The sequence below is a fragment of the Salinicoccus halodurans genome (assembly GCF_900114445.1).
Lineage (GTDB): Bacteria > Bacillota > Bacilli > Staphylococcales > Salinicoccaceae > Salinicoccus > Salinicoccus halodurans.
In genome coordinates, this window is record NZ_FOTB01000002.1 from 184,971 (window position 1) to 208,279 (window position 23,309).

General features: G+C 47.5%; 21 protein-coding genes. 11 read left to right on the top strand and 10 right to left on the bottom strand.

Going from position 1 to position 23,309, the window contains the following annotated elements:
- Positions 1-21: 21 nt before the first annotated feature.
- The 4 genes from BM271_RS05265 (at position 22) to BM271_RS05280 (ending at position 5,251) form a co-directional block, all read left to right on the top strand.
- On the top strand, positions 22-1,383 hold the full coding sequence (locus BM271_RS05265) for an MBL fold metallo-hydrolase (protein ID WP_046791165.1): 1,362 nt from the start codon (positions 22-24) through the stop codon (positions 1,381-1,383).
- On the top strand, positions 1,383-2,162 hold the full coding sequence (locus BM271_RS05270; protein WP_046791164.1) for a sulfite exporter TauE/SafE family protein: 780 nt from the start codon (positions 1,383-1,385) through the stop codon (positions 2,160-2,162). Before BM271_RS05265 ends, BM271_RS05270 begins: the two co-directional genes overlap by 1 nt.
- Positions 2,163-2,437: 275 nt before the next feature.
- Positions 2,438-3,955, top strand: coding sequence for an AbgT family transporter (locus BM271_RS05275; protein WP_046791163.1), 1,518 nt, complete (start codon positions 2,438-2,440; stop codon positions 3,953-3,955).
- Positions 3,956-3,979: 24 nt separating this feature from the next.
- The gene (locus BM271_RS05280) at positions 3,980-5,251 is read left to right on the top strand and encodes an amidohydrolase (RefSeq protein ID WP_046791162.1); all 1,272 of its coding nucleotides are present in this window, start codon (positions 3,980-3,982) and stop codon (positions 5,249-5,251) included.
- A 43-nt stretch (positions 5,252-5,294) separates the two neighbouring features.
- Here BM271_RS05280 and BM271_RS05285 read toward each other — a convergent pair whose 3' ends face one another.
- Positions 5,295-6,638: a YjiH family protein gene (locus BM271_RS05285; protein ID WP_046791161.1), complete on the bottom strand. Its 1,344-nt coding sequence runs from the start codon at positions 6,636-6,638 to the stop codon at positions 5,295-5,297.
- Positions 6,639-6,753: 115 nt separating this feature from the next.
- Between BM271_RS05285 and BM271_RS05290 the strand changes: the two genes are divergently transcribed.
- The 5 genes from BM271_RS05290 to BM271_RS05305 all read left to right on the top strand — a co-directional run bounded on the left by BM271_RS05290 (position 6,754) and on the right by BM271_RS05305 (position 11,548).
- On the top strand, positions 6,754-7,914 hold the full coding sequence (locus BM271_RS05290) for an aminotransferase class I/II-fold pyridoxal phosphate-dependent enzyme (RefSeq protein ID WP_046791160.1): 1,161 nt from the start codon (positions 6,754-6,756) through the stop codon (positions 7,912-7,914).
- Between the two features lie 196 nt (positions 7,915-8,110).
- Positions 8,111-8,260, top strand: a complete 150-nt coding sequence (locus BM271_RS14365; RefSeq protein ID WP_200795318.1) for a hypothetical protein — start codon at positions 8,111-8,113, stop codon at positions 8,258-8,260.
- A 1-nt stretch (position 8,261) separates the two neighbouring features.
- Positions 8,262-9,881, top strand: coding sequence for a sodium/proline symporter (locus BM271_RS05295; protein ID WP_046791159.1), 1,620 nt, complete (start codon positions 8,262-8,264; stop codon positions 9,879-9,881).
- Positions 9,882-9,909: 28 nt separating this feature from the next.
- On the top strand, positions 9,910-10,344 hold the full coding sequence (locus BM271_RS05300; RefSeq protein WP_234960444.1) for a hypothetical protein: 435 nt from the start codon (positions 9,910-9,912) through the stop codon (positions 10,342-10,344).
- Positions 10,345-10,381: 37 nt separating this feature from the next.
- A complete protein-coding gene (locus BM271_RS05305) occupies positions 10,382-11,548 on the top strand; it encodes a M24 family metallopeptidase (protein ID WP_046791157.1) in 1,167 nt (388 codons plus the stop codon).
- 124 nt (positions 11,549-11,672) lie between these two features.
- Here BM271_RS05305 and BM271_RS05310 read toward each other — a convergent pair whose 3' ends face one another.
- The 7 genes from BM271_RS05310 to BM271_RS05340 are packed head-to-tail and all read right to left on the bottom strand — an operon-like array spanning position 11,673 to position 18,103.
- On the bottom strand, positions 11,673-12,518 hold the full coding sequence (locus tag BM271_RS05310) for an SDR family oxidoreductase (protein WP_046791156.1): 846 nt from the start codon (positions 12,516-12,518) through the stop codon (positions 11,673-11,675).
- A gap of 2 nt (positions 12,519-12,520) precedes the next feature.
- Positions 12,521-13,594, bottom strand: a complete 1,074-nt coding sequence (gene uxuA / locus BM271_RS05315) for a mannonate dehydratase (RefSeq protein ID WP_046791155.1) — start codon at positions 13,592-13,594, stop codon at positions 12,521-12,523.
- Between the two features lie 18 nt (positions 13,595-13,612).
- The gene (locus tag BM271_RS05320; protein ID WP_046791154.1) at positions 13,613-14,629 is read right to left on the bottom strand and encodes a zinc-binding alcohol dehydrogenase family protein; all 1,017 of its coding nucleotides are present in this window, start codon (positions 14,627-14,629) and stop codon (positions 13,613-13,615) included.
- Positions 14,630-14,644: 15 nt separating this feature from the next.
- Positions 14,645-15,919: a TRAP transporter large permease gene (locus tag BM271_RS05325; RefSeq protein WP_046791153.1), complete on the bottom strand. Its 1,275-nt coding sequence runs from the start codon at positions 15,917-15,919 to the stop codon at positions 14,645-14,647.
- Complete coding sequence (locus tag BM271_RS05330; protein ID WP_046791152.1) at positions 15,916-16,401, bottom strand: TRAP transporter small permease; 486 nt, start codon at positions 16,399-16,401, stop codon at positions 15,916-15,918. The genes BM271_RS05325 and BM271_RS05330 overlap by 4 nt, the downstream gene beginning before the upstream one ends.
- A complete protein-coding gene (locus BM271_RS05335) occupies positions 16,398-17,408 on the bottom strand; it encodes a TRAP transporter substrate-binding protein (protein WP_052749915.1) in 1,011 nt (336 codons plus the stop codon). Before BM271_RS05335 ends, BM271_RS05330 begins: the two co-directional genes overlap by 4 nt.
- A 20-nt stretch (positions 17,409-17,428) precedes the next feature.
- Positions 17,429-18,103, bottom strand: a complete 675-nt coding sequence (locus BM271_RS05340; RefSeq protein WP_046791151.1) for a GntR family transcriptional regulator — start codon at positions 18,101-18,103, stop codon at positions 17,429-17,431.
- A gap of 88 nt (positions 18,104-18,191) precedes the next feature.
- Here BM271_RS05340 and allD point away from each other — a divergent pair, with 88 nt between their 5' ends.
- Positions 18,192-19,205, top strand: coding sequence for an ureidoglycolate dehydrogenase (gene allD / locus BM271_RS05345; RefSeq protein WP_046791150.1), 1,014 nt, complete (start codon positions 18,192-18,194; stop codon positions 19,203-19,205).
- A gap of 157 nt (positions 19,206-19,362) precedes the next feature.
- A complete protein-coding gene (locus BM271_RS05350; RefSeq protein ID WP_420806928.1) occupies positions 19,363-20,502 on the top strand; it encodes a 5-methyltetrahydropteroyltriglutamate--homocysteine S-methyltransferase in 1,140 nt (379 codons plus the stop codon).
- Between the two features lie 54 nt (positions 20,503-20,556).
- Here BM271_RS05350 and BM271_RS05355 read toward each other — a convergent pair whose 3' ends face one another.
- On the bottom strand, positions 20,557-21,939 hold the full coding sequence (locus tag BM271_RS05355; RefSeq protein WP_046791148.1) for an MFS transporter: 1,383 nt from the start codon (positions 21,937-21,939) through the stop codon (positions 20,557-20,559).
- Between the two features lie 147 nt (positions 21,940-22,086).
- Positions 22,087-23,274 carry a cation:proton antiporter gene (locus BM271_RS05360; protein ID WP_046791147.1) on the bottom strand — a complete coding sequence of 396 codons (1,188 nt, stop codon included), beginning with the start codon at positions 23,272-23,274 and terminating at the stop codon, positions 22,087-22,089.
- Between the last annotated feature and the right edge of the window lie 35 nt (positions 23,275-23,309).

Genomic DNA, 23,309 nt, shown 5'->3' on the forward strand with positions numbered 1-23,309 from the left:
AATAAGAAGGAGTGTATATAAATGTTCTTTAAACAATTTTTCGATAAGAAACTTGCACAGACCTCCTATATGGTGGCATGCCAGCAGACGAAAGAGGCAATCATCATCGACCCGAAACGTGTCGTTGACGAATACGAGGATGTGGCAGAGGCAGAAGGTTTCAACATCACGCAGGTTACTGAAACGCATATTCACGCAGATTTTGCCTCCGGCCTGCGTGATGCCGCCAAGCGCTTCAATGCAACAGCATATGTATCTGACGAGGGTGATGAAACCTGGAAATATGAGGATATGCCTGAGGGTACCATATTCCTGAAAGATGGCGACATCATCAATGTGGGTCATGTCGAACTGAAAGTCGTCCATACACCGGGGCATACGCCTGAAAGTATCTCTTTTGTGCTTACCGACCGTGGCGGCGGAAGCAGCGAACCGATGGGCATCTTTACCGGTGACTTCCTTTTTGTCGGTGACATCGGCCGGCCGGATCTTCTTGAAGAGACGGCGAATATGGAAGGCACTACAGAAGAAGGCGCCAATGCAATGTTTGAATCATTGAAAAAAATAAATGATTATCCGGAATTCATGCAGGTCTGGCCTGGACACGGTGCTGGCAGTGCATGCGGCAAGTCACTGGGCGCAGTCCCGCTCTCCACACTGGGGTATGAACTGAGGAACAACTGGGTGTTCGACTACGATGATAAGGAAGAATTCATCAAAGAACTGACAAGCGACCAGCCGGAGCCGCCGAGCTATTTTGCACAGATGAAGAAAGTCAATAAGGAAGGGCTGCCTGAATTCAAAGTGAAAGAGGTTGCAGTCGGTACCCCTGATGAACTTCCGGGACAGCTGTTCGATTTGAGAAGCAGAGAGGAGTTCAGGAAAGGGTTCAAAAAAGGTGCGATAAATATCCCCTACAATGACAAATTCCTCCAGTTTGCCGGATGGTATATCGATTATGATCAGCCGATGACGGCCATTGCCAACCCTGAAGACGGCAAAACGCTCCAGGAGGATCTTGCATCCATCGGATATGACAGTCTGCAGCTGATTGTACCGGTTGAGGAGGCAGGCCGGTATTTCGACGATGCATATGAAAACGTATCTTCGGAGGAGTTCATCACTAATTTTGAGGACAAGAATATCCTTGATGTTCGTTCTGCTTCCGAATATAACAACGGCAATCTGGAAAATGCGCATCATCTGCATTTCGGGCAGCTTGATGAGAAAGAAGTGCCGTTCGATGAAAATGATGCAATCTATGTGCACTGTCAGTCCGGTGTCCGCTCAGCCATCGCCATGAGTGTACTCAAAGCCCGTGGATACGATAATGTCGTAAATATAGAGGACGGCTACGCCGGCATCGCCCAGGCGCTGAAGTGATGGATCCTGCAGCAATCATCGTCATATTCCTGATCGGTTTTGTGGGATCTTTCATCTCAGGAATGGTGGGCATAGGGGGATCGATCATCAAGTACCCCATGCTGCTTTATATCCCGGCGCTTCTCGGTGTTGCAACATTCACATCTCATGAAGTGGCAGGAATCAGTGCGGTGCAGGTCTTTTTCGCGACCATCGGGGGTGTATGGGCATATAAGAACAGCGGTTACCTGAACATGCGGCTGATCGGCTACATGGGGAGCGCCATACTGATCGGCAGCCTCATCGGTGGTTATGGTTCCGGGTTCCTTAGTGAAATACAAATTGACATCGTATATGCCATACTTGCAACAATCGCTGCAGTCATGATGTTCGTACCCAAAAAGGAAGTGCCCTTTTCAGCAGGGAAGGACCTTTATTTCAACAGGAAACTCGCGGCGTCGCTGGCATTCGTGACCGGTACTGCCGCCGGTATTGTCGGCGCTGCCGGCGCCTTCATACTGGTGCCTATCATGCTGGTGATCCTTAAAATCCCGACACGCGTGACCATAGCGACCAGTCTGGCTGTGACACTGATTTCCTCCATCGGCACGACAATAGGCAAAGTGGTCACCGATCAGGTGTTATACGGGCCAGCCGTCATCATGATCATAGCAAGCCTCATTGCGGCACCACTCGGTGCAAAAGCTGGACAGAAGATGAATACCGGGATTCTCCAATGGATTCTGGCGCTGCTCATACTGGCGACAGCCGTTAAAATATGGGGAGAGATCCTCATCTGATCCGACGATTTCATTATCGGGGACATTCATATTGAATGTCTCCGGTTTTTCTTTTACCCGTCCAGGTCATTTGTTGATAATCCCGAGGCATATGTTAGAATCGTTTTAAAGCGCTTACATAAGTTGTGGAAAGGAGATTGGGGATACGGTCGGTATTTAAGATATTAGAATTTTTTAAATATATGGACAACGGATTGTGCGTGCTGTAGACTAATCTTGTTAATCATATTATATGAATCCAATATGCTTTAATCCAATTTGAAATGAGGGAGATCATGTCAGAGAAAAGAACCTTCTTCCAGAAGATCCTGGATGTAATCGAACGGGTGGGGAATAAACTTCCGGATCCGTTTGCACTCTTTATCGGACTGGCTGTACTGATGATTTTTGTGTCCTACATATTCAGTCTGTTTGACGCATCGGTCAATCATCCGGGGACGGGCGAGGAACTGCCGATCAGAAACCTCCTGTCGGGTGAAGGGCTGCAGTTCATCATCACTTCGATGCTCGAGAACTTCACAGGCTTTGCGCCGCTCGGCCTTGTGCTTGCGATGATGCTCGGTATCGGGCTGGCGGAGAAAGTCGGGCTGCTTGATTATGCGATCCGCAAGACGATTCTGAAATCACCGCCGTTCCTGGTGACCTATACGGTCGTGTTCGTCGGTATTCTGGGTAACCTGGCATCGGATGCCGCGGTTGTCCTCATTCCGCCACTCGGCGCACTCGTGTTCTACAAACTCGGGCGCCATCCGCTCGCGGGCCTCGCCGCCGGTTTCGCCGGAGCGGGCGCCGGATTCACCGCCAACCTGTTCGTTGCCGGGACGGATGCGCTCCTTGCCGGAATTTCGACTGAAGCGGCTGCGATCATAAATGAGAACGTAACTGTAACCGCCGTCGACAACTGGTACTTCAATATCGTGTCCACGTTCATGCTGACGATCATCGGCGGACTGGTCACGACGAAAATCGTCGAACCGAGACTCGGAAAGTATACAGGAGAAGCAGTGGAGGATGAGAATACGGAAGAACTGCCGAATGCGAAGAAAGGCTTCTTTGCAGCTGTCATTGCCGGAGTCCTGTACTGGGCAATCGTCGCCGCAGTGATACTGATGCCGAACAGTCCACTGACAAACGAGGATGGAGGCATCTCGCCGTCGCCGTTCCTTGATGGCATCGTGCCGATCATCCTGATATTCTTCGTCATCATCGGCATGGCTTTCGGTATTACAGTCGGCAGGATCCGTACAAGCAAAGACGTCACGCACTACATGACAGAAGCAATCAAGGATATGGCAGGCTACATCGTGCTCGTGTTCGCCATCGCACAGTTCATCGCATACTTCACATGGTCCAACCTGGGCACATGGCTTGCGGTGAACGGAGCGGAATTCCTGGAGAGCATCGAATTCACAGGTGTCGGCCTGATTGTGGGCTATGTAATATTCACCGGACTGCTCAACTTTCTGATCACTTCGGGATCTGCGAAATGGGCGATCGAGGCACCGATTTTCGTGCCGCTGTTCATGCAGCTCGGTTATCATCCGGCATTTACACAGGTCGCATACCGCATCGCCGACTCATCGATCAACATCATTACGCCGCTGTTCCCGTACATGGTCATCATACTTGCATTCATGCAGCGTTATGATAAGAATGCAAGCATCGGCAGCTACATGGCACTGATGATACCGTACTCCCTGACATTCCTTGCGGCATGGATCATACTATTACTGATCTTCTTCTTTACGGGAATGCCACTCGGACCGGGTGTAAGTGTGTATCTTGAGAAATAAAGACTTGGATGAAGGAGCATGATTATGAATACCCTTGAAAACAAATTAGTTGAATGGAGAAGGGATTTCCACCGCTATCCGGAACTCGGCTTCCTTGAAATGCGTACATCGACGCTTGTGGCGTCTGAGCTGGAGAGGCTCGGGTTTGTGATTCAGATTGGCAGAGAGGTGATGTCGGCAGAACACTGTCTCGGGAAACCATCCGAAACGGAGACAAAAGCCCACATGGAATGGGCGAGAGAGAACGGGGCAGCAGAGAAATATCTGGATGAAGTATCAGAAGGATACACTGGCATCGTCGCAACGTGGGATACGGGAAGACCCGGGCCCACGCTCGCCTACCGGGTGGATATGGACGCCCTGCCGATCTATGAATCCACAGAGGAGAGCCATGTTCCGCTCCGAAAGGACTTCCGGTCGGTCAATACGGAAATGCACGCCTGCGGCCATGATGCCCATACGTCCATCGGTCTCGGTCTTGCCACCATGATTGCAGAGAATGCAGAGCAGCTTAACGGTAAAATCAAGCTCATCTTCCAGCCGGCCGAGGAAGGAGCCAGAGGTGCGATTTCCATGGTGCGGGCCGGAGTGGTGGATGACGTGGACTATTTCATCGCCACGCATATCGGCATCGGAGTGCCCCAGAATCATTTTGTGGCATCGAACAATGGGTTTTTAGCGACTTCAAAAATCGATGTCACATTCAAAGGCATCTCCTCCCACGCAGGCGGCAAGCCTGAAGAGGGTAAGAACGCCATGCTCGCGGCTGCCAATGCTGTGATCAATCTGAGCGCGGTGCCGAGGCATTCAGGCGGAATGACACGGATCAATGTCGGGGAACTGCATGCCGGAAGCGGACGCAACGTCATAGCGGATGAAGCGGTTCTGAAAGTGGAGACGCGCGGAGAAACTTCAGAGCTCAACACTTATATGAAAGAATATGCAGAATCCGTCATCAGAGGTGCCGCACAGATGCACCAGGTGGGGTGTGGCATCGAGCTTGTCGGAGAAGGCATCAGTGCAAAAGGCTCGCCTGAAGTGGCAGAGCCGCTCCATGAATGTGCAGAGAAGACAGGCCTCACGAGCCAGGTCCAAAGCGATGAAGCAGCCGGTTCCGAAGACGCCACATTCTTCATGGACGCCGTGCAGAAGCAGGGCGGATATGCGACATACTGCGTACTCGGCACCGACCTTGCTGCAGGCCATCACAACGAAAAGTTCGACGTGAATGAAAAGAGCCTTTTGCAGGGAGTGGAGACACTGTTCAAATCAGCGGTGAAGCTAACCAATGAATAACGGAAAGCGCCCATTGATGATTTTTCATCAATGGGCGCTTCTTTTACATCCCCACAAACAATAACGCGAGTACAAAGATGATCGGGAATGAGATGATCGTCCTGAGTATGAATATCGCAATCAGCTCCCATACGGAGACGGGAATCTTCGATTTGAGCAGCAGGGCACCGACTTCGGAGAAGTAGATGATCTGTGTCAGTGACATGACGGCGATCAGGAATTTGGTGAAATCACTTTCGATACCTGCACCGATGACTGATGGCAGAAACATGTCCGTAACCCCTATGATGAATGCAGGGGCGGCAGCGGCCGCTTCCGGCACGTTGAGAAGTGTCAGTATGAACTGGACCGGATAGCTTAAATAGGTAAATACCGGTGTATACTCCGCAACGATCAAAGCGAGTGTACCGATCGCGATGACGACCGGAATCAATCCGCCGTATATATCGATGACGTTGATCGTACCGTCCTTGATGACGCTTTTCGCGCCGTCACTTTCCTCCGCTTTTTTGTAGGCGCGGGTCTTTGCGGTTTTGACCATAGTGTTTTCCACATCACGTTCATCTATCTGCTTACCTGTGACTTCATAATATGTTTCTTCCTTATTGGAAAGCGGGGGAATTCGGACCATCACCAAAGCGGTGATGATACAGGCAATCGCCATGGACAGATAGAATTGCAGGAAATACTGTTCGATGCCGATGAATGTCGCGATGACCAGACTGAAAGGTATGGACAGCACGGAAAAGTTCGTTGCGATGATGAATGCTTCACGCTTCGTATAATATCCTTTTTCGTACTGCTGCGTCGTGATCATGACACCGACCGGACTGCTGCCCATCCATGAAGCCATTGCATCGATGGAGGAGCGCCCGGGTACTTTGAATAAAGGGCGGATGATCGGTTCTAAGAATGTACCGACCAATTCCATCAGGCCGAAGTTCATCAGAAGGGGCATCAGGAAAGCGGCAAGAAGGAGCCATGTCGCGAGTATCGGAACGAGGCTGTTCATCATCGTACCGCCCGTCAGATCGCTGGTGATCAGTTCGGGTCCGGTCTCTGTGACAACCATGATGGCGAACACCGTACCGATGAATCTCAGTATGAACCACAGCCAGCTCAGAACAAAAATATCTTTGAGTGGACGGGAATGCTTGAAAATGTTGCGGTTGATCATCGTACCGTATATGGTCAGCAACAGGAAGACCGTCATTACAATGGTTATGATTGTTGGAATGAATCCCTCCAGACCAACCAGTATGTAATCGGCAAGTATGCCAAGGATGATGGTCCATTTACCGTTAAAGTAGACGGGGACGATGAATAATAGGAGGGCGATGATTGAAATCGTCCACATCTTTATTTTTGTCTGAAGAGAGAAATGCATAAATAAACTCCTTTTATGTATTAATATGAATATTGTAATGATAAATGAGTGGACGACAAAAGTCCATAATATTCTGATATAATTGAAAAGGAATATTTTCAGAAAGAGTGATAGCATGCCAAAAGCGAATAGGAAGATGAAAGATATAGAAGTTCCCGGCACGAGGCAGTTTGCAAACAGGGTGGATGAATTTCCGGACTGCGTGGACCTCACGCTCGGTCAGCCGGACTTTGAAACACCCGGGCCGATCAAGGAAGCGTCAATCGATGCGATTCGCACGAAGTCGATGAAGTACTCCCATAATACGGGGCTGTTTGAGCTGAGGGAGGCAATCAGTGATTACTACAAGAAGAAGTACGGTGCAGACTACGATCCGAACGGGGAAGTGCTTGTGACGGTCGGCGGCAGCGAGGGAATCGACGGTGTTCTCCGGGCGATACTCGATCCGGGGGATGAAGTGATCATCCCGGCACCGACGTACCTCGGGTATGAACCTATAATTGAACTCTCAGGCGGCGTGACGAAGTTCGTCGATATGACGGACACAGGCCTTATTGCCACACCGGAACTCATCGAAGATAATATTACGGAGAAGACTAAAGCGGTCCTCCTCAACTATCCAACCAACCCGACGGGTGTCACCTATACGAAAGAACAGATGGATGCACTTGTGGAAGTGTTCAGAAGGCATGACGTATTCATCATCACGGATGAAATATACGGAGAGAACACGTTGGAGGGTGACCATATCAGCCTCGCCATGTATAAAGATATTAAGGAAAAAGTGCTGGTCATCAACGGACTGAGCAAATCCCACGGTATGACCGGCTGGCGCATCGGTTACGTGACCGGCCACAGAAAGATCATGGAGGAAGTAACAGCTGTGCATCTCTACAATACAATCTGTGCAAGCATCCCGAGCCAGTATGCGGCAATCGAGGCACTGAGAAACCAGCTGCATATACCCAAGGAGATGAATGCAGAATACATTAGAAGAAGAGATTATATATATGACCGCCTGGTTGGTATGGGACTCGAAGTCAAGAAGCCGACAGGTGCGTTCTACATTTTCCCTTCTGTTGAAAAGTATGGGAAAGATTCATTTAAATTCTGTACCAATCTGCTCGAGACCGTGCAGCTCGCAGTCGTGCCGGGACGGTCGTTTTCTGAATTCGGGGAAGGACATATCAGATTATCGTTCGCCTGCAGCATGAAAGAGCTGGAGGAAGCGGCGGACAGGCTGGAGAAGTATATAAATATACTGGAAACAAAATGATGATGAATATGCTATCAGGCAGACTGTGGTTTTATTCCACAGTCCGCTTTTATTTTGACAAACGAAGTGTTTATTAACTTTTGAAGTGATGTTATACTGACTTATAATAACAGAATTATCTGAAAAATAAGCGAGAGGGAACCGTGAGGTTCCTATATTTGTTTCCAATCATATTTACCGGAAGGAGGGTATGTATATGGGTGGCTTTCCGCTATCAGGTTGGCTGATCATCATTTTACCGCCGGTTCTGATGATTCTTTCTGTTGTATTATGGTATATCAGAGAAGTGAAGATGGAAAAACTGGAAAATGAACTGGTAAGAAAAAATAATATAAGAGGTGAGTAGCATGAGCCACATAGGCATACTGGTCATTGTCATATTATATTTGGTGTTCCTGCTGGTTGTCGGGTTCTGGTATTCAAAGGCAAGCAGTGCAGGTTCTTCTGAATATTTTCTTGGCGGGCGCAAAATGGGTCCGTGGGTCCTCTCTATGAGTGAGAAGGCATCCGAGAGCAGTGGTTTCATGACTGTCGGCCTGCCCGGGGAAGGGTATTCCACGGGGATGAGCTCCGTATGGAACGCTGTTTCATCGGTGTTCTCGATATTCAACTGGTTCTTCTTTGCCAAACGGATCAGACGGCTATCTGAAATACTTAAATCGATAACAATTCCAGATCTTTTATCCGCCAGATTCCAGGATCATACACATGTGATGCGCATGGTCTCCATCGTTATCATGACTATATTCCAAACCGTCTACGTCTGTGCCCAGTTCGTGGCATTCGGCGTCCTGTTCGAAGTGGTCCTCGGAGTGAGTTTCTCCATAGGGGTCATCGTCGGCGGCATCATCACAATCATCTATACGATGCTCGGGGGTTTCTTCGCAGTTGCCCTGACGGATTTCATACAGGGGCTCCTGATGGCATTCGCGCTGTTTATCCTGCCGATTCTGGCAATTATAGAAATAGGCGGATTCAACCGAATGGGTACACTGCTGGGCGAGTCCATGGGAACTGAATTCCTGCAGCCGTTCTTTGGTGAGTCGCTGCTGACGCTCGCGGGACTCATTGCAATCATCAGTTACCTGTTCATCGGCTTTGGATTCAACGGTTCCCCGCATATTCTCGTCCGCTACATGGCGCTCCGTAATACGCGGGATGTGAAACGCATCGCACTGATCGGCATCATCTGGATGATGATTGCCTACTACGGTGCTTCATTCATCGGCATGTCCGGAGCGGTGCTGTTCCCGAATCTTGAAAATCCCGAGCACATCTTCCCGACGATGACGGTGGAACTGCTGCCGTGGTGGCTGGCGGGAATCATACTTGCCGGGGCACTTTCTGCGATGATGTCTTCCATTGACTCCATGCTGCTGATTGCATCTTCGACAATCGCAGAAGACTTATGGAATAAAGTGCTCCATAAAGGTGAGCTTGACGAGGGCAGGACGATTCTCATATCAAGGATTGCCACAGCTGTCATCGGAGGATTCGGTATCATCATCGCGCTGAATCCGCTGGATTCCGTATTCTGGCTTGCTGTGTTTGCATGGGCGGGACTTGCGACCTGTTTCGGTCCGCCCATCATCCTTTCCCTGTTCTGGAAAGGTGTCACGAAATGGGGCGCAATCTCCGGCATGATCGTCGGCCCCGTCGTGACTGTACTGTGGTATTTCTTCCCGCCGGTGGACATATATGAAGGCGGCCCGGCATTCATCGCCGCACTGGTCGTCATTGTAGTGGTGAGTCTGTTCACACAGCCGCCGAAAGGGGAGGAGTTCGACCGGATGTGGGATGAATATACAGAGAAATCAGAGCTTGGCAGACTTGCCCCGCTGCCGTCGGATCTTGAATCTGTCAAGACACTGCAAAAGAGTGATGTAAGTACAAAAACAGAGAAGGAAATTGTGACACAGCTGCTGAACAGCAGAATGAGAACGGCAAGTCCTTATGTGAACAAATAGGAAAGGAAGAAGCGCTTTGGAGAATGATATGGAAACAGTATCTCTGATCAAAACCGGGTTCGATCTGAAGGACAGGGAAGTGGTGTGTTATCCATATTTGATCGTCACTTTCAAAATACATCTGCCGAGGCTGTTTATGACACCGAGGATTGCCTATACTGTCGTGACAACAGACATGGTCAAAGGTGCTGCTGCGAGATCCAATATGTTTCCGGAAACGGTGGAAATAGGCATTCAGGGAACTTCAATCATCCCGGAACTCATAGAAGAGGAAGAGGCACTGAAAAATGCGAGAAAAACAGCTCTGCGGTGGATCATGTACAAGTTCCATTCCTTCAGGGCACCCCGGATTGAAGTGATACAGAGGCAGAAAGCCTACAAAGCGTTTTTTCATGCAGATATCAAAGGCAGGACAGTACTGGTCGATTCGGTAAAAGGGCTGGAACAGGATGATATCAGATAACCAGCCCTAATCCTTATGTTATGAGAGAGGGATCTGTATGATGGATTTCAGAAAGCGCAGAAGAAAGCTGTTCAGAACAATGGAAGAAGAGAAAGATTCGCTCATCATCCTCACCGACCCGGGATACATCTATTATTTGACGGGGTATCACGGGGCACTCGGAATCGAATGGGGGCGTCCTGAACTGTTCCTCATGACAGGGGACGGTGAGTCGATTCTCATCACGCCTCTGATGGAGGAGGGGATGGCACTGAAACAGACATCGGTCGGCAATGTCATACCGTGGACCGATGGATTGGAGGGTGAGTGGAGAAAACCGCTCGGTGACTTTCTCAAAAAGCATGCGGGCGGAAATATCGGGGTCGACTATCCCGGCATGCCGCGTGTCATATGGGATTTCATAGCCGCCGAAACCGGCCGCGAAAAAATCACCGACATCAGTCCGCACATAGATCGTATGCGCATGATCAAGGATGAAGATGAAGTGAAGATCGCCCGGCATGCAGGAGAGGTGGCGGTTGCGATGCTGGAAGGAGCAATGGCGCGTGCTGCACCGGAAGTTTTCGAATATGAAGTGGCATTGGCGGCAATGAAGGCCGGGACGGAGAAAGCAGCATCATTGATGGCTCAGTTCTATCCGGACGAAGAGCCGTTCAATTTTCCAACTATCAGCAACCAGCAGATCATGGCAACCGGGAGTCTGACCACAATGTGCCATCATCGGAACGGGATGACCCGGCTCGAAGAAGGCGAACCGCTGTTCATCTGCCACTGCGGGACGGCTCAGTTCAAGGGATTCTATCCGGGATTCGACAGGATACTGTTTGTCGGTGGGATAAATGAGGAGACTAAGAAGCTGCTAGAGACCGCAGAACGCGCTCAGGCAGCCGCACTTAGAGAAGTGAAGCCGGGTGCCGTGGCGGAAGACGTCTATCATGCATATGCAGAAGCGATCCAAAGCGCAGGATACCCTATTCCTTTCAGGGCCGGGCGATCCATCGGCTTTTCGGTCAATGCACCCCCGCAGCTTGCCTACGGGGATAAGACTGTACTGGAGAAGGGGATGACATTCGCAGTGGACGGAGGTGCCGATGGCAGAAACTACCGGGCACAGGTCGGTGACAGCATCCTCGTCACAGAAAATGGATATGAATTCCTGACTCCTTTCACAAAAGAACATTCAGAGCTGATAGTGGGTAAATAGAATACTTGCTGAGCTGATTTATTCTGAAAACGGGATGGCTAAAGTTGAATAAAATATAAAGACAGGCCGCAGAGTTATTTCTGCGGCCTGTCTTTTATGAAGTGTTTAATTTTTCATAACTCTTTTACACACCTGAATATGCCATGAATCCACCATCAACGGGCACTGTAATCCCTGTGACAAACTTCGAAGTGTTATCATCGGCCAGCCATAGAAGCGTGCCGAGCAGATCTTCAGGGTCACCGAAGCGTCGTTGTGGTGTATGTGAAATTATTTTTTCAGCTCTTTCAGAGAATGAACCATCTTCCTTCAACAATAGATTACGGTTCTGTTTAGTGAGGAAGAATCCTGGCGCAATTGCGTTTACACGGATTCCAGCATCTGCAAAATGAACAGCGAGCCACTGTGTCAGGTTATCTATTCCTGCTTTGGCCGCGCTGTAAGCTGGGACTTTCGTCATAGGTGATGGTGCAGACATGGAAGAGATATTGATGACGGTTCCTCCACGATTTGTCATTTCTTTTCCGAACACCTGTGTTGGTATCAATGAACCTACCAGGTTCAAACGGAATACATGGTCGAAGCCTTTCAATTCAAGATCGAAGAAGGATTTTAAAGAGTCGTTCTCAATATCGCCTTTTTCAAATGTTTCTTTATCCGTTATGGCATCAGGATGGTTGCCTCCGGCACCATTGATCAGTAAGTCGCATTCACCAAGTTGTTCTTTTACTGTTACGTATGCTTTTTGGACACTTTCTTCATCCAGGACATCACATGTGACAGCAATGGCTGTACCCTCATTATTTGCAATTTCATCTGCGATTTTCTGTCCATTTTCCTTATTCCGGTTCAGGATTGCGACTTTCATTCCCTGTCTTGCAAGCTCTTTTGCCATTTCTTGGCACAGGACACCGCTTCCGCCTGTAATTACAGCAGTCTTGCCGCTTAATCCTTCAAAATTAGGTAACAAAATTATTCAGCTCCTTTTCTGTTTTCCAATTCATATGCATCCCACAGTCCCCAAAGGTACATGATTCCGAGTGCCCGGTCATACAGACCGTAGCCGGGACGACAGTCCTCTTTCCACAAATGTCTTCCGTGATCCGGACGAACATAACCTTTAAAACCTGCTTCATGATAAGCCTTCACGATATCATCTATCGGTACTGAACCGTCCTGAGTCCTGTGGGAAGTCTCTATGAAGTTACCATTATCGTAAATTCTCACATTCCTGATATGTGCAAAAGCGATGCGGTCTGCAAAACGCCTGATCATTTGAGGAATATCATTATCAGGATTTGCTCCCAGTGAGCCGCTGCATAGTGTCAGACAATGGGAAGGACTGTCTGAAATCGCAAGATATCTTTCAATCGCGCTTTCACTGTTGATGATTCTTGGGAGGTTGAATACGGACCATGGTGGATCGTCCGGATGGATGGCCATTTTGATATCTTCCTCTTCTGCTATTGGCAGAATTTCATGCAGGAAGTACTCCAGGTTATTCCATAACTGCTCTTCATCTACACTTTCATAGGCCTTGAATGATTCAGTAATCATTTTGAGCCTTTCAGGTTCCCATCCAGGCATAGTGTAGCCGGAACTGGTTGTCTGACTGATCAGTTCATTCGGGTCCATATTGTCTACCTTGGATTTTTCATAGAATAAGGCAGTGGAACCATCTTCAAGTTCTTTATAAAGATCTGTCCTCGTCCAGTCGAAAACGGGCATGAAGTTGAAACACACGACTTTGGCTCCAGCTTTTGCCACATTACGGAGACTTATTTTATAGTTTTCAATATATTCATCTCTTGAAGACCTGCCCAATTTTATATCTTCGTGGACGTTGATGCTTTCAACAACATCCAGATGGAATCCATTGGCATCCGCCTGTTTTTTTACTTCCATCACCTCTTCTTCCGTCCAGACTTCGCCGGCCGGGCGGTTGTGCAGAGCCCATACTACACCTTCAACACCTGGAATCTGCTTGATTTGTTCTAATGTTACAGAGTCGTTTCCTTCTCCGTACCACCTAAATGTCATTTGCATTTCGTATCAATTCCTTTTCTAAAATGTCAGTACTATTTTTCTCACTTCTTCAGGATTGTTTTCAAGCAGCTCCATGGCTTCCTTGATTTCTTCCATATCATATCTGTGTGAAATTATCTGTGTTGGATTCAATTCACCGTTACCGACCTGTTCGATGACTTTTGTGAACTGATGTGTCTGCAGCCGTGAACCGACCACTTTCAATTCCTTTTTGGTAAGGAGTAAAGAAGGAATCGATGAAGGCTGTTCATTGAAGCCTAAAGTAACAACTCTGCCTGCGATTGATGCAAGCTCGACAGCCTGTTGGAATGTCTGCGGTAATCCGACGGCATCGATGACAACATTGGCCAATTCCCCCTCTGTCAGTTTGATGATTTCTTTTTCAACATTAACTTCGTTAGGTTGGATGATTGCATCGGCACCGATGGATTTAGCATAGTCCAGCCGGTTCTGATTGAAATCAGAAATGAAAACTTTAGCACCAAGCTGTTTGGCCTGAAGGAGACAGGCGATGCCGGTCGGCCCTGCACCTATTACAAATACAGTATCTCCTTCTCTCACTTCTCCCCTGAAAGTCGCCTGCGCACCGATAGTCATCGGTTCCATCAGCGCGGCAGCTTCTCCAGCGACATTTTCAGGTACTTTGTGCCAGTTCTTCTCTTCCGCCTTCAAATATTCAGCCATTCCTCCATCCCGGTGTACTCCGAACACTTCAAGGGAATCACAGACGTTAGGCTGACCGTTTCTGCATGCATAGCATTCTCCGCAGTATATGATTGGTTCCAGTGCCACGAGGTCCCCTTCTTGCAGTGAAGTGACATCCTGTCCGACTGCTTCAACAACGCCGGAAACCTCATGACCTATCACTCTCGGGTATACAGTAAAAGGATTGCTACCGTGGTATATGTGGACATCAGAACCGCATATACCGGCATGTTTAACTTTTACAACAATTTCATTATTATTTTCGATTACAGGTTTGTCCAGTTCTACAATATTCAGTTCTCCTGGTTTTTCTACTTGTATTGCTTTCATTCATGACTCTCCTTTTTATTCGAATAATCCTGGAAGGAACAATGACAGTGATGGTACGAATGCAACAATGATAAGTACGATGATGGCAATGACGAAATAAGGAACGAGTTCCTTTACAGTAGTCATGATTTTAACATTGGCAAATTGAGATGCAACGAACAGACACACGCCGACAGGTGGAGTCGACAGTCCGATCATCAATGCCAGCACCATGATGATGCTGAAGTGAATCGGATCCATTCCGATATTTTCGGCAACAGGAAGCAGTACCGGGAATAGAATGACAATTGCTGCGATTGTTTCCATGAACATACCGACAATCAACAGAAGAAGAATCATCAGCAACGTAATCAGTACAGGACTTTCTGTTAGAGAAAGAATGCCGTCAGCAACGAGGATAGGTACACCTTCTGCAACCAGAATCCAGCCGAATGTATTAGCCAGTGCCACAAGGATCAAGATGGAGGCCGTTGTTCTCAGCGTATCCATCATGATTCCGGGAATCTCTTTCATATCGAGTTCCTTATATACGAATTTACCTACAATGAAAGCATAGAAAACGACTACGACGGCGGCTTCAGTAGGTGTGAAGTACCCTCCGAGGATACCCCACAGGATGATGACAACCATGAGCAGTGCCCAGAATGCGCCGAAAAAGCTTTTTCCCACCTCGGAAACGGAATGTCTGCGGCCCTTAGGGTATTGGCGTTTTACTGCAATCAAGTATGTAACGAACAAGAAACCGATTCCCAGGACAACACCCGGGATAGCACCGGCTACAAACAAGTCACCGATGGAAATACTCGCGAGAGTACCAATGATGATCATCGGCAGGGAAGGGGGCAGCATTGGTCCCACTGTTGATGAAATAGAGGTTACAGCTGCTGAGAAACCTGAACCGTACCCTTGTTTTTTCATAGCAGGTATCATGACGGAACCGATACTGGCGGTATCAGATAACGCCGTTCCGGATATGCCTCCGAACCCCAGAGATGATGCGACGTTAGTCAGGGCAAGTCCTCCGCGGATATGTCCAACGAGAGCATTTGCAAAATCGATGATGCGGTTTGTAATACCACCGGCATTCATCAGATTACCTGCCAGGATGAAGGCTGGGATTGCCAGCATGACGAAAGAGTCCAATCCGGCGAACATCGTTTGGGGGATGACTGTGACTGGTACACCGGCAATCAAAAGATACGCCAAAGCAGAGAAACCTAAACTGAAAGCAATCGGTACTCCGGCCGCGATACAGAATAGGAAAATTCCTACAACAAGTAAAGACATCATAAATCATCCACCTCATTTCTTGGTTCATTTTTCAGGTAACGGTCAATTATATAAACGATTGAATAAACGAAAAGTAATATTGCAAGTATTGGAATCGAAGCATATATATAGACCATATCTACGCCAAGGGTCGGTGCGTAGAAATCCACTCCAAGACTTGCAAACTGTATACCATATATGAATAGAAAAATTGAAAATATCATTATGAAAACTGATATGACACTCTCATAAATCCGTTGAGCATTTTTAGATAAAGAGGTAGGTATCATGTCTACAGTAATGAATTCACTTTTCCGCAACGCCACGGGTGCTGCTGTGACCATTGAATAGACGAACAAGTATCTTGAAAGCTCTTCTGTCCAGGTGAATTGGTACGGGAAGTATCTGCTTAGAATCTGAGTGACTACCACTATGAGGAGAGCTGTAAAAAATACAATAGAAATGATTCCAAGGATTTTATCAACGCGGTTCATCATTTTCATTCGTCGCCCCCTCCATTCCCACTTTCTACAATCTGCTGATAAAGCTGCATCTGTTCTTCACTGAAATATTCTTCAAGAGCCGGTTGCATGGCTTTGCGGAAGGCTTCCTGATTAACATCACTGTTAAATTCAACACCTGTTTCTTCAAGCTGGTTACGGACATCTTCAGCCTCTTCTTTCATCAGATCCTGAGAAAATGCCTCGGCTTCGGCAGCCGCCTCTTTGACTTCAACCTGCTGATCTTCAGGGAGCGCTTCCAATTGTTCCGAACCGACAACTACATAAATCCAGGAACGCACATGTTCAGTTTCATTTATATATTTCTGAACTTCGTAAAATCCATTACTCATTATCAGGTCATTCGGATTTTCCTGCCCGTCAATAACTCCTTGCTGCAATCCTGTAAATACTTCACTTAAACTCATGACCTGAGGTTGGGCCCCGGCTTCTGACCATGAATTCAGGAACAGCGGAACATTTGGTATGCGCATGCCGAAGCCTTTCAAGTCTTCAGGTGATGAAATCGGAGTATTGGAAGTGAGGTTTCTCGGTTCTCTTTCCATATAGAATAAAGGTGTCAGTCCGATATCTTCATCAATCTCCTGTTCAATCTGCTGGCCAATTGGCCCTTCGATTACATTTCTCATATGTTGCTGATTATCAAAAGCATAGGGAACAGCGAGCATAATGGCATTTGGAGACCATACCTCCATGGATTCGCCAGTGATGGTAAGATCTGTTGCTCCGTAGCGTATCGAGTTGATATTATCGACTTCGCTTCCCAGCTGACTGTTCGGGAAAATATCAATCTGTACTTTCCCGTCTGTTTTTTCTTCAACGAGATCAGCAAACTTGACGGCTGTTCTGTGCCAAAGATGATTGGAATCGGAAATATGCGTCATTTTCCAAGTAGTGACATCCTCTTCATTTGCTGATGCATTATTCTGTGAGCAACCGCTTACAAAAAAGATGCAGAGCAGTATGAACAAAGACCATTTTTTAATCATTATGTAACCTCCATTTTCATTTATTTGAAATAGTCAGGATATGATTCCTTCAGAGCTTTCTGGTCATAAATCAGGAGGGCCAGGTGGTTCCTCATGAGCTTTTCGGCCAGGTCTGAATCTTTTGCCTTTATGGCCGAGAGCATTTCCTCATGCTGGTCCACAAGTTTTTTCCAGTTGAGTTTCATAGCCAGACTGAGCTTTCTCAAGCGATTGGAGTGGGTGTCCACTTTTTGAATAACTTCCCAGACTCTTGACTTACTTGAACCTTCAGCGATCAGACGGTGAAACGCTTTGTCCAGTATGAATAATTCATTCTCATCATCGTTGTCTCTTGCAAATCTCTGGTATTTCAAATTTTTTTCAAGTTTTTCTATGTAGGAGTCAGAAAAAGATTCACAAGCAAGACGGATGATGCCTGCTTCAGCCTGTTCCCTGAGAAAACGTGCATCTTCGACATGATCCAAATCGATAAGAGATATATAAGAGCCTCTCTGAGGAAGAACAGTCAGTAGCTCGTCTTCAGTCAACCTCAAAAATGCTTCTCTGACCGGAGTTCTGCTCACTTCCAGTTCTTCTGAGATTTCTTTTTCAGAAATCGTAGCCCCGGGAGGCAGTTCCAAAGACACAATCGCATCCCTTAATGCTTCATATACGAAATCACGTGTAGAATTTTTATACTTGGTCCGATTTAACATTCGCCCACTCCTTTCTGAAAATTCATTCTACCACACTACCATACAAGTATGCTAGTATTAATTAAAACGCTTACAGGAGGAATAGTTCATGATGAGAAAAGACGAATTGAAGGATATGACACAGAAAGTGTTTGAAAGGCATGGTCTGCCAGAGGAAATATCGGAAACAGTTGCAGATGTTTTGGTTCATGCAAATTTAAGAGGTGTCGATTCCCATGGTGTGTTGAGGGTAGAACACTATATTAAAAGGATGAAGGAAGGAGGAATAAATCTGAATCCCCAATTTCGGGAAATAGAGAGTACTTCTTCCACTGGAACATTTGATGGAGATAACGGTTTTGGACATTTTATATCAAAGAAAGCGATGGAGAGTGCAGTATCTAAAGCGAAAGAAGAAGGGATAGGAGCAGTGGCAGTCAAAAACAGCAGTCATTGCGGTGCTCTTTCCTATTTTGTTTCTCAGGCCACAGAGCAGAATTTAATTGGAATCGCTATGACTCACGCGGATAAGATTGTCGTGCCCTTTGGAGGCTCAGAGCCGTTCTTCGGCACTAATCCAATCGCTTTTGGCTTTCCGGCAGATGAAGAGGAACCTGTCATCCTGGATTTTGCGACAAGCACTGTAGCTCTGGGTAAAGTGCTCAATGCAAAAGAACAGGGAAACAGCATTCCAAATGGCTGGGGAGTAGATGAAAATGGAAGTGATACAAACATCCCTGAAGAAGTGGCTGCTCTCACTCCTTTCGGCGGACCTAAGGGCTACGGGCTCGCGATGGTGGTTGAGATTTTCACAGCATTACTTACCGGTGCCGCTTTCGGACCGCATATTTCCAAAATGTATGGAGACTATGACAAAAACAGGGAACTTGGTCATTTCTTTATTGCAATCGATCCGGATAAGTTTGTTGCAATTGATACATTCACCTCACGTCTGGACCAGATGATCAGGGAGCTGAGAGAAGCCCCTCCTGCAGAAAATGTAGAGAGGATATATGTGCCAGGTGAGATTGAGATGATGAACGTCAAGGAACGTGAAAACAATGGTATTCCAATTTCAGATTCCATCATTGAGTACTTGAAAACCGAACTGAATGAAAAATAATAGGGAAAAACAGCGGGTGGCAGTCATTTGTTATATCCCAAGCCATTATTATTTACTTATAATTAAAAGCTATAACGAATCATGAATATTAACAGTTATCTTATATCATTTGTTCTGTGCTAATCTGTAGCTATATCAAAATTACAAGGAGTGGTTGATGATGACAGTAGCTTATGAGACAGGCAGACGGACTGAAACGCCATTTAGATTTGATAATGTGGGGAGCTTCCTGCGACCTGATACATTGAAGGATGCACGGAAGAGTTTTGCGGCAGGAACTATTTCCCGGGAAAATCTCCAGTCGGTGGAAGATGAGGCGATTAAAGACTTGATTTCAAAACAGAAGGAAGTGGGCTTGAAGGCGATCACGGATGGGGAATTCCGCCGCTCCTGGTGGCATCTTGATTTTATGTGGGGACTGCAGGGTGTCGAAAAAGAGGACGTCGATAAAGGCTATCAGTTCAAAGACGAGGAAACCCGCGCTGAAACGGCACGGCTGTCCGGCAGGATCAGCGGTGAAAATCATCCTTTCATCGAACATTTCAAATTCGTGAAGCAGTTCGAGGAGGAGGGTGTGGTCGCAAGGCAGACGATTCCGGCACCGGCACAGTTCCTGACGGAACTGGAGCGTCCGGAGAATAAAGCAGCAACTGAAGCAATTTACCCCGATAGGAACGAACTGCTGGAAGACATCGCAGCAGCTTATCAGACATTCATCAGGGAACTGTATGAAGCGGGATGCCGCAACCTGCAGATTGATGACTGCACATGGGGGCTGCTCGTTGATGAAAACTTCTGGAAAAGCCTCAGCGACAATGTATCCGTTGAAGATCTGAGCAGGAAGCATGTGACACTCAACAACAAGGCGATTGAAAACCATCCGGCAGACCTGACGATTACGACACATGTGTGCCGCGGAAACTACCACTCTACTTGGGCATCATCCGGTGCATATGATAAAGTGGCGGAAGTTTTATTCGGTGAAGAGAATGTAAAAGCATACTATCTTGAATTCGATACGGAGCGTGCCGGCGGATTCGAATCACTGGCCAAAGTGAGCGATGACAAACTGGTCGTACTCGGTCTGTTCTCATCCAAATTCCCGGAACTTGAAGACAAAGAAGAGATCAGAACGCGTATTGAGGAAGCGTCAAAATATGTTCCGCTCGAACGACTGTGTGTCAGTCCGCAGTGCGGATTCGCCTCGACTGAAGAGGGCAATATTCTCACAGAGGAACAGCAGTGGGACAAGCTCAGACTTGTAAGGGAAGTGGCAGAAGAAGTCTGGGGCAAATAGTATAATACATGAGAAAAGGTGACGGTCCCCGCGGGTCGTCACCTTTTCTTAAATCTATCTGTACCTTTTCTCTTTCAGCAGCAATGTCAGTCCAAAACCAATGAAAGCAAGCACTGCCATGACAGCGAGGGCATAACTGGTGCCTGCGTAGGTGCTTTCATTATAGGGCGCATCCATCACTGATACCGTGATGCTGATGATCGAGGTCAGTATGATGATGCCAAATGCCATGGCGAACTGCCGCACGGTATTGACGATCGCCGAGCCATGGGGGATATCTTTATTCTCAAGCCCGGACATGCTCACAGTGACGAGCGGCATGAGTGTCAGTCCGAATCCGGTCATGAACAGGCAGAAGTGCACCATGATCCAGTAAGGTGAGTCATTGATGCCGACGGTATTTAGCATGATAAGTGAGACGGTCGTGAAGATGAAACCGATGGTTGCGATCCGCTTGCCACCGTAGCGGTCATACAGGCTGCCCGAGACGAGAGTGATGATGGACAGTATGATTGTTCCCGGAACGAGCAGGAAGCCGGACAGGAATGCGCTTGTCCCGAGTGCATTCTGCGCAAACATGGGCAGGATCGTCTCCGCTGAAAGCAGAAGCATCATATTGATGAATATCAGTATGATGGCGAGAGAGAATGTCCTGTTGCGGAACAGAGTCAGATTCAGCACCGGTGTTGCGATATTGAACTGGCGGCGCATGAAGAACAGTACGCCGAAAACCCCTGCTATGAGCGGCGCATAGGACATCGGGCTTAGGGCACCGTACACACTGATGTTGCTGAGACCGAAGATGAATAAAGAGAACCCGGCCGCAGACAGTAGGACGGACCGGATATCCAGTTTCGTCCTGTACTGTTCCAGCACGTTTTTCATCAGGAACAGGGCGAGTATGAAAGTGATGGCAATGAAGGGGAGGAGGACCCAGTGCAGGGACCGCCAGTCCAGATAGTCGATGATGATTCCGGAAATGGACGGGGCGGAAGCGGGTGCCACGTTCGTGACAGCACCGAGCAGCCCCATCGCAAATCCCCTTTTGTGATAGGGGAATACGATCAGCAGAATTGTCTGGATCAGCGGCAGGATGATGCCTGCGCCGATCGCCTGGACGACTCTTGAAAGGATAAGCACGCCGAAGTTCGGTGACCAGCCGCCGATGATTGTGCCGATCAGCAGACACGTGAGTGAGAATATGACGAGAGTTTTGGCGGAGAACGTCAGGGATAAATATCCGGACATCGGAATGAATATGATGGTTGTCAGTATGAAGGCATTGGTCAGCCACTGGACCTGGGTCGCATTGACGTTGAATTCTTCCATGATCGTGGGGAACGCCGTAATCAGGAGGAATTGGTTGAAGGTCAATAAAAAAGCTGCGGCAATGATTACCACAACAACGCCTTTGCTCTCTATTTTCTCTTCAGCCATGTGACCCCTCCGTCTCTCAGATGTAATCCTTTATATTGTTACATAATGCACTGCATTGGTCAAAGTGGGGGAGTTTCTCTATAGAACAACAGTCGAAGCACGCCCCGTATTAAGTATCAGACTAATACGGGGTGTTTAATAATATCTCTATTTAATCAGTTTCTTTGATAATGGCGCGACACCAAGACTTTGGACGACGAGTGAAATTAATACGGCAGCGAAGGATAGGGATACTATCATCTCCACGTCTCCGGTATTTTTTGAACTGAGGGTCAGTATCAAAAAGATGGACATCGTCCCTTTCAATCCGGACCAGGAGATGAGCGTCGCTTCCCGCCAGCTGATTTCATTGCGCCACTTTGGAAATAGCCGGGTTGCTCCCATGATGAGGATATACCGGATGACCATGGAGAGGATGAAGATTATTATGGCAAATCCCCATCCACCAAACAGCAATGAATCGGCCGACTGGATGCCAATCAATAAGAAAAGTAACGATAGGATACTCAGTTCTGCGATGCCCCAAAAGCCGTCCAGATATTCTCTGAATTTTTCTTCCCTCTCTGTGCTTGCATATTCGAAAGAGAGCATTATTCCCGCAAATACCGTCGCCAGGACTCCGGATACCCCGAGATATTCGGCAATATTGAATGTGCCATAGGCCAATATGATGCTCAGCATCACCTGATATCTGCGGTCGTGGGTGAAATGGACGATTTTACTCATCAACCATCCGGCCAATACACCGAGAACAGCTCCGCCGAGGGAGACGAGCAGGAACTCGCCGAGAAAAAAGCCGATGCTGAAAGTTTGTTTTTCAACAAACATGCCGGCAAGGGTAGCAAAAACAACGATGCTTGTTCCATCATTGATCAACGATTCTCCTTCCACCACATGGGCAATCTTGTCATTTCCCGTAGATTTTTTAATGATTGAAACGACAGAAACCGGATCTGTCGGTGTCAGAATGGCGGCAATGATTAAAGCTTCCAGAAATGTCAGGGAAATAAAAGGCCCGCTCAATGCATAGATGGCGGAACCCAGCAGTGCAATAGTGAATATAATACCGAAAGTCCCTAAAAAGGTTATGATCCCTGCATTCTTCTTTAATCCATCCGGTGGAAACTGGTAGGCGGAAGTGAATAGCAAGGCCGGCAGAAAAATATGATAGATCATATTCTCCGTCACTTCAATGGATGAGAAATAAGGGATGGAAAACAGACCGACACCGATGAGCACAAGGATGGTCGGTACCGGGAAATTCTCCTGTTTCTGGTCAATCGTAAATATAATATAACCGATAAGTAAAAGCAAAATGATCTGTGAAGCAGTCAATGGGCTCACCCCCTTTTTCTGTGTTGATTTATTAA